Below are 7,569 nucleotides of genomic sequence, written 5' to 3'. Positions count from 1 at the left end.
CTTCTCGCCCCGGAGGGGAGAGATGTCGCGAAAGCGACAGTGAGGGGGGAGTCTTTCCACACGGACGCCGTCACAAATGGATATGCCGCGCCACCCTCACTGCCCCTGTCGGGGGATCTCTCCCGCTAGCGGGAGAGAATATCGGGAGCGAGCCGCAGGCGAAAATGGCAATTCTTCTGGATCAGAGAAGGTCTATGCTATTTTCCGTTCTTGGGTGCATAAGCCGCGTCGTCCGTCATTTCATAAAAACAATGCAGTCCGGCGCTTGATTTTCCGCGCGGGCCCGCATTCAATGCCGCGAAATTGAGCCCAACGTCCCCAAGGGGCTTCACGGATCGCGTTCAATCGCTAAGTAAGACCTATCGCCCCACCCCCATAGTCAGGGAGCAGTCTGATATGAACACCCTCATCGCCAAGCTCAGGGAAACGGCCGAGCGCGATAACGCCACCGATCTGCGCGCGGCCTTTGCCGCCGATCCGGAGCGGTTTTCGAAATTCAGCGTCTCCTTCGAAGACCTGCTGATGGATTTCTCCAAGACCGCGATCAACGACGAAATCCTCGATCTGTTGGTGAAGCTTGCCGATGAGGCGGGCGTTGCGGAAAAGCGCGCGGCGATGTTTGCCGGCGAGAAGATCAACATCACCGAGGATCGCGCTGTGCTGCACACGGCGCTCAGGAACCGCGCCAACACGCCGGTTATGGTCGATGGCGCGGATGTGATGCCGGATGTCAACGAGGTGCTGGCGGCCATGGGCGATTTCGCCGAGGGCATCCGCACCGCCGCCATTCGCGGCGCTACCGGCAAGCCGTTCACCGATGTCGTCAATATCGGCATTGGCGGCTCCGATCTCGGCCCGGCCATGACCACGCTGGCGCTAGGCCCCTTCCATGACGGGCCGAGGCTGCATTACGTCTCCAATGTCGACGGCGCCCATATTGCCGATACGCTGAAGGGGCTCGATCCGGCGACGACGCTGATCATCGTCGCCTCCAAGACCTTCACCACGATCGAGACCATGACCAATGCCCGGACGGCACGCAAGTTCATCGCCTCGGCCCTTGGCGAGGAAGCGGTCGCGCATCATTTCTGCGCCGTCTCGACGGCGCTCGACAAGGTCGCCGATTTCGGCATCGACCAGTCGCGCGTCTTCGGCTTCTGGGACTGGGTCGGCGGGCGCTATTCGATCTGGTCGGCGATCGGCCTGCCGCTGATGATCGCGATCGGCGAGAAGAATTTTGGAAGATTCCTCGATGGCGCGCATGCGATCGACAATCATTTCCGCGAGGCCCCGGTCAGGGAAAACCTGCCCTTCCTGCTCGGTCTCGTCGGCTTCTACCAGCGGGTGATCCTCGATTACCCGTCGCGTGCAGTGATCCCCTACGACCAGCGGATGTCGCGCTTTGCCGCCTATCTCCAGCAGCTCGACATGGAAAGCAACGGCAAGTCGGTGACGATCGGCTCCGAACATGTGACGACGCCGACCGGGCCGATCGTCTGGGGCGAGCCCGGCACCAATGGCCAGCACGCCTTCTTCCAGCTCCTGCACCAGGGCACCAACATCATCCCGATCGAATTCATGATCGCCGCCAATGGTTTCGAGAGCGATCTGAGGCACCAGCACCAATTGCTGATGGCCAATTGCCTGGCCCAGTCGGAAGCGCTGATGAAGGGTCGCTCGCTGGAGGAGGCGAAGGCCCAGCTTCTCGACAAGGGGATGGATGCCGGAAAGGCCGAGAAGATCGCGCCGCACCGGGTGTTTTCCGGCAACCGGCCGTCGATCACCTTTGTCTATGATCTGCTGACGCCCTATGCGCTCGGCCGCCTGATCGCGCTTTACGAGCACCGCGTGTTCGTGGAGGGCGTCCTGTTCGGGATCAACTCCTTCGACCAGTGGGGCGTCGAACTCGGCAAGGAACTCGCCACCGGCCTGCTGCCCATCGTCTCCGGCAAGGAAAGCGCCGAGGGGCATGATTCCTCGACCAAGGGGTTGGTTGCGGCGCTGCTTGAGGCGGCGAAGTAGCGGGCGCTTTTAATGGCGGTGAGGCCGCGCCCTCACCCGGCGCATTCGCGCCACCCTCTCCCCTGTGGGGAGAGGGGGAGCCCTGCAGCGTTTTCTGAGCAAGCGGCAACGCAGTATCGCGCCGTATTCCCCTTCTCCCCCTGGGGAGAAGGTGGCCGAAGGCCGGATGAGGGTAAACAGCGGACCGGAATGCCTTCAGCCCGAGGGTGACGCCAGACGCGACACGGATTCAGCACAAACAAAAAGCCCCGGCACAGCACCGGGGCTTTTCAATTTCCTCTTCCGTCCCGTTGCCAATCAGGCGTGGGTGGCGGTCGGTTTTTTGTGCTCGCTCTTGTGGGCGATCAGCATGAAATAGATGAACACGAACGGGATCGCGGACCAGTAGGCCGCGGATTTGTCGAGGCCCATATTGCGGGCGCGGAACGCGGTGAAGCGGCCGAAGGCAAGGCCCGGAACCACGGCGTAGATCGAAAGACCGAGGAAATAGGCGGTCGACAGCGCGATGCCCGAACTGGTCACGGTTTCCATCGGGAAGGCGAATTCCAGCAGGAACGAGATCACGATATTGATGATGAAGATGAAGCAGGCGCGCAGGATATAATCGAGGCGGTTATATTCGCGCGCTTCGTTGGTCCAGTAGACGCCGAGCAGAACGCCCACGGCGCTGGTCACATAGGGAAAGAAAAATAGGCCGGTCATAGTCGTTTCCTCCTCGAAACGGTCATGCACAATTTGTCACATGTGTCGTATTGTCGCATGAAAGCTTCCGGTACCGCAACTGCGAAAAGTGGTCTCGGCGGAATCAACGGGCGGAGGGCGCCCCCGGTTCCCCGACGAGGGGCATTGGAGCGGTGCTTCGGTTGGCGTGAAATTTTGCGTTGGACGGATCATGCCCGGCGTGACAATCTGCCGCGCGAACATGGCGGCGGCCCGCAACGTGGCGTTTTTCTCGTCATGCGGGCGAAAAAATCGGGGTTACAGGTGACGGGTCGGCGCCCTTGTGCCAAAATGCCACAGCACGAAAGCGGTTTATTTTAGACGGAATTGGGTTAGTAGCTGCCGCATGTGCGCCCGGTCCGAAAGGACGGGCGGTTTCAACGGGAATGTCTGTGCCGCACCGGTGTCGCGGGGACCAGGGGCCGGAAGGCTGCAGGCAAGTCATCGACAACAAGGCCCGCGTTTTTCCGCGAAACCGGGCGTTTGGCAGAGAATGAAACGATTGTGAACCTTTCCAAGCTAATAAAACCGGCATTGCTGCTGCCGCTTGTGCTCGCTCTTTCGGGCTGTCAGTTGATCCTTCTCGACCCCGCAGGCTGGGTCGCCAACGAGGAGCGCGACCTGCTGATCGCCTCCACCGTGCTGATGATGGTCATCATCGTTCCGGTGCTGATCATGGCGGTCTACATTCCGTGGCGCTATCGCGATTCGCGCAAGGCCACGGATGATTACGATCCCGAATTCGAGCATTCCAGCCTGTTCGAAGGCTTTATCTGGGGCGTTCCGGTGATGATCATCATCGCGCTCGGAGCGCTGACGTGGGTCTACACCCACCGTCTCGACCCCTACAAGCCGCTCGATCATATCGCCGGCGAGCCGCTGGAGATCGAAGCGGTCTCGCTCGACTGGAAGTGGCTGTTCATCTATCCGGAAGAAAACATCGCCGTCGTCAACCAGCTCGTGCTGCCGACTGACAGGGCGGTGAACCTGCGGCTGACCTCGTCATCGGTGATGAACACGTTTTCGGTCCCCGCGCTCGCCGGCATGATCTACACCATGGCCGGCATGGAGACCAAGCTTCATCTGGTGGCCGATGACGCCGGCAAATATTACGGCCGCTCGGCCAATTATTCCGGTCCCGGCTATGCCCATATGGATTTCGAGACCTTCGCCGTGTCCGAGGACGAGTTCAACAACTGGCTGAGCACGGTCAAGACCTCCGGTTCCGAGCTTACGATCGACGCCTACCAGACGCTGGCGAAACCGACTGTTGCCGACAGCGTGTCCTATTATAACGGCGTCGCCGACAATCTGTTCGACAAGATCGTCGGCCTGTGCGTCGAGCCGGGCAAGGTCTGCATCGGCGACATGATGATGCAGGACATGATGGGCGGCGGCGGCAAGAAGGGGATCGAAACCAAGGATTCCTATGTCTATGACGAGTTCCCGCCCGGCGAGGGCTTCGATCAGCATGCATTCGAGGAGACGCTCCACGCCAATCCGGACGAGCCGACCCATGGTCCGGTCAACGTCAAGAATCCCGACCAGACCGTCACAAACATGGCCGGCGGCGACAGCGCGCCGAACGCATCCGAATCCGTGAGGCAGTAATGAGATCTGATTTCTGGAACTTCATTTTCGGCAAGCTCACCTGGGCCGACATTCCCTATAATGTCCTGATCCTGGATGTGACCTTCGCCGCCGTGGTGATTGCCTTTCTGACCGTGTTCGGCCTGATCACCTACCATCGCAAATGGGGCTATCTCTGGAGCGAGTGGTTCACCTCGGTCGACCACAAGAAGATCGGCGTGATGTATATCGTGCTGGCGCTGGTGATGCTGTTCCGCGGCTTCACCGATGCCTTCATGATGCGCACCCAGCAGGCGATTGCCGCCGGCGGCGCCCAGGGCTATCTGCCGCCGCACCATTTCGACCAGATCTTCACCGCCCACGGCACGGTCATGATCTTCTTCTTCGCCATGGCCTTCCTGGTCGGCGTGATGAACATCGCGATGCCGCTGCAGATCGGCGCGCGCGACGTGGCCTTTCCGTGGCTGAACAACTTCTCGTTCTGGATGACGGTTTCGGGCGCGATCCTGCTCAACGTTTCGCTGTTCATCGGCCTGCTCGGCCGCACCGGCTGGCTCGCCATGCCGCCGCTTTCGGGGATCGCATACTCGCCCGATGTGGGGGTCGACTATTACATATGGTCGCTACAGATCGCGGGGATAGGAACGACGCTGTCTGGCGTCAACATGGTCGCGACCATCCTGAAGATGCGCGCGCCGGGCATGACCATGATGCGCATGCCGGTGTTCGCCTGGACCACGCTTGCCGCGAACGTGCTGATCGTCGCCGCCTTCCCGGTGCTGACGGCGACCCTTGCCATGCTGGCGCTTGACCGCTATCTCGGCATGCACTTCTTCACCAACGACATGGGCGGCAACCCCATGATGTATGTGAACCTGATCTGGATCTGGGGTCACCCGGAAGTCTATATCCTGATCCTGCCCTGTTTCGGCATCTTCTCCGAAGTGGTCGCGACCTTCTCCGGCAAGCCGCTGTTCGGCTATCGCTCCATGGTCTATGCCACGGCCTGCATTCTGGTGCTGTCCTTCGTCGTCTGGCTGCACCACTTCTTCACCATGGGCTCCGGCGCGAATGTCAACACCTTCTTCGGCATTTCGACGATGATCATCGCCGTGCCGACGGGGGCGAAGATCTTCAACTGGCTGTTCACCATGTATCGCGGCCGGATCCGGTTCGAGACCCCGATGTACTGGACGGTGGGCTTCCTGATCACCTTCACCATCGGCGGCATGACCGGCGTCATGCTGGCGGTTCCGCCGGCGGACTTCCAGCTCCATAACTCGCTGTTCCTGATCGCCCACTTCCACAATGTCATCATCGGCGGCGTGGTGTTCGGGCTGATGGCGGGTTACCAGTACTGGTGGCCGAAAGTGTTCGGCTTCAAGCTGGATGACAAATGGGGCCGCCGCTCGTTCTGGTTCTGGTGCATCGGCTTCTACGTCGCCTTCATGCCGCTTTACGTACTCGGGCTGATGGGCGTCACCCGCCGCCTGCAGAGCTACACCGATGCCGGCTGGCAGATTTATTTCGTCATCGCCTGCATCGGCATGCTGCTGATCGGCTGCGGCATCGCCTGCACCGTGATCCAGCTTGTCGTTTCCATCAAGAACCGCGACGCGCTGAAATGCGGTCCGGACCCGTGGAACGGCCGTACGCTGGAATGGGCGACCACCTCTCCGGTCGCGCCCTACAATTTCCCTGCCGATTTCGTCGTCACCGGTCGTGATGCCTGGTGGCGGATGAAGAAGGAAGGCTTTGAGTGGCCGACGGAGTACAAGCCGATCCACATGCCGAAGAACACCTGGGCCGGGATCGTGCCCGCCTTCTTCTGCCTCGCGCTCGGCTTCGCGCTGGTGTGGCACATGTGGTGGCTGGTGGTGCTGAGCTTCGTGCTGGCCGTCGGCTCGATCATCTACCACACCTTCGATTTCGACCGTGATTACTATGTTCCGGCCGAACAGGTCGCCCGCGACCAGGAAAAGGCCAAGGAGGCACTTGCATGACGATCGCTGATACGGGCGCCGATACGAGCGCGCATCACGACGACCACGCCCACGACAGTCCGACGCAGCTTGGCTTCTGGATCTACCTGATGAGCGACTGCCTGATCTTCGGCACGTTGTTCGCGACCTATGCCGTGCTCGGCCGCTCCTATGCGGGCGGGCCGGCGCCCAACGACCTGTTCCACCTGTGGTTCGCGCTGGTGGAAACGGCGTTGCTGCTGCTGTCCTCCGTGACCTTCGGCATGGGCATGCTGCGCATGGACAAGAACGACAAGGCCGGCGTGATGAAGTGGCTGATCGTCGCCGGGCTGTTTGCCGTCGGGTTTCTGGCGATGGAAGTCTATGAATTCCACGACCTGATTTCCGAAGGCGCCACGCCGGACCGTTCGGCCTTCCTGTCGGCCTATTTCACCCTGGTCGGCACCCACGGTCTGCATGTGACCTTCGGCACGATCTGGCTGATCGTGCTGCTTTTCCAGGTTTCGAAGCGTGGCTTGAACGAGCCGATGCGCCGCCGCGTCTCAACGCTTTCGATGTTCTGGCACTTCCTCGACCTGATCTGGATCGGCGTGTTCTCGCTGGTCTATCTTACCGGAGCGATCCTATGAGCAGCGCTGAACACACTTCCCACGGCCATGGCAGCTTCAAGGGGCTGATGACCGGTTTCGTGCTGGCGGCGGTGCTGACCATCATCCCCTTCGGGCTGGTGATGGCGGACGCAATCTCCAGCAAGGCCTTCCTGCTGACGGTGGTGATGATCTGCGCCGCGGCCCAGATTCTGGTGCATCTGCGCTATTTCCTGCTGCTCAGCACCAATCAGGAACAGGGCTGGACCATGGCGTCCTCGCTGCTGGCGCTGATCCTGCTTCTCATCGTGCTGGCTGGCTCGCTCTGGGTCATGCACAACATGAACAAATACATGATGCCGCTGCCGGAAAGCGGGTTCACCTATCTCGACGACGGCACCATCGTCTGCGCCACGCCCGAGATCGCCCAGCAATTGCGCGACGCCGGCGTCACCGGCAACATCATCGTGCAGGGCCAGCAGTAACGCTTTTCTCCGCCCCGCAGCCTGGCTGCGGGGCGGTTCCGTTTTATCCGGCGAACGCCGTATCGCCACGTTCCGGCGTCATTCCGATCCGAGGCGCCTTCCAGGGCGATGGCCTCGATTGCGCCGGAGGTGACGCGCCGCCGACCTGCGTGCTTTACAAAGCTTTGTAAGACGCCGGCCCGA

The 7,569-nt window shown here is 60.9% G+C and carries 6 protein-coding genes; 5 read left to right on the top strand and 1 reads right to left on the bottom strand.

What is annotated here, in order from left to right; translation table 11 throughout:
* Positions 1-396 precede the first annotated feature (396 nt).
* Complete coding sequence (pgi, locus tag B4E36_RS20500; protein WP_292055938.1) at positions 397-2,022, top strand: glucose-6-phosphate isomerase; 1,626 nt, start codon at positions 397-399, stop codon at positions 2,020-2,022.
* 297 nt (positions 2,023-2,319) lie between these two features.
* Here the strand turns inward: pgi and B4E36_RS20495 are convergent, their stop codons facing one another.
* Positions 2,320-2,724, bottom strand: a complete 405-nt coding sequence (locus tag B4E36_RS20495; RefSeq protein WP_292055936.1) for a hypothetical protein — start codon at positions 2,722-2,724, stop codon at positions 2,320-2,322.
* Positions 2,725-3,246: 522 nt separating this feature from the next.
* Between B4E36_RS20495 and cyoA the strand changes: the two genes are divergently transcribed.
* From cyoA to cyoD, 4 genes are read left to right on the top strand one after another with little or no spacing between them, the layout of a single operon-like run.
* Positions 3,247-4,353 carry a ubiquinol oxidase subunit II gene (gene cyoA / locus B4E36_RS20490; RefSeq protein ID WP_292055934.1) on the top strand — a complete coding sequence of 369 codons (1,107 nt, stop codon included), beginning with the start codon at positions 3,247-3,249 and terminating at the stop codon, positions 4,351-4,353.
* On the top strand, positions 4,353-6,335 hold the full coding sequence (gene cyoB / locus B4E36_RS20485) for a cytochrome o ubiquinol oxidase subunit I (RefSeq protein ID WP_292055932.1): 1,983 nt from the start codon (positions 4,353-4,355) through the stop codon (positions 6,333-6,335). Before cyoA ends, cyoB begins: the two co-directional genes overlap by 1 nt.
* Positions 6,332-6,943, top strand: coding sequence for a cytochrome o ubiquinol oxidase subunit III (gene cyoC / locus B4E36_RS20480; protein ID WP_292055930.1), 612 nt, complete (start codon positions 6,332-6,334; stop codon positions 6,941-6,943). The genes cyoB and cyoC overlap by 4 nt, the downstream gene beginning before the upstream one ends.
* The gene (gene cyoD / locus B4E36_RS20475) at positions 6,940-7,386 is read left to right on the top strand and encodes a cytochrome o ubiquinol oxidase subunit IV (RefSeq protein ID WP_230722034.1); all 447 of its coding nucleotides are present in this window, start codon (positions 6,940-6,942) and stop codon (positions 7,384-7,386) included. Before cyoC ends, cyoD begins: the two co-directional genes overlap by 4 nt.
* Positions 7,387-7,569: the final 183 nt, after the last annotated feature.

Source organism: Martelella sp. UBA3392 (genome assembly GCF_002358775.1).
In the GTDB taxonomy this organism is placed as follows: Bacteria; Pseudomonadota; Alphaproteobacteria; order Rhizobiales; family Rhizobiaceae; genus Martelella; species Martelella mediterranea.
Note: the sequence above shows the minus strand (reverse complement) of the source record. Positions and strands in the feature narration are given on the sequence as shown.

What these genes read in the sequence shown, in the direction of transcription:
- pgi (WP_292055938.1), top strand. Translation starts at nt 397, where the DNA reads ATGAACACCCTCATCGCCAAGCTCAGGGAAACGGCCGAGCGCGATAAC.
- B4E36_RS20495 (WP_292055936.1), bottom strand. Translation starts at nt 2,724, where the DNA reads ATGACCGGCCTATTTTTCTTTCCCTATGTGACCAGCGCCGTGGGCGTT.
- cyoB (WP_292055932.1), top strand. Translation starts at nt 4,353, where the DNA reads ATGAGATCTGATTTCTGGAACTTCATTTTCGGCAAGCTCACCTGGGCC.
- cyoC (WP_292055930.1), top strand. Translation starts at nt 6,332, where the DNA reads ATGACGATCGCTGATACGGGCGCCGATACGAGCGCGCATCACGACGAC.
- cyoD (WP_230722034.1), top strand. Translation starts at nt 6,940, where the DNA reads ATGAGCAGCGCTGAACACACTTCCCACGGCCATGGCAGCTTCAAGGGG.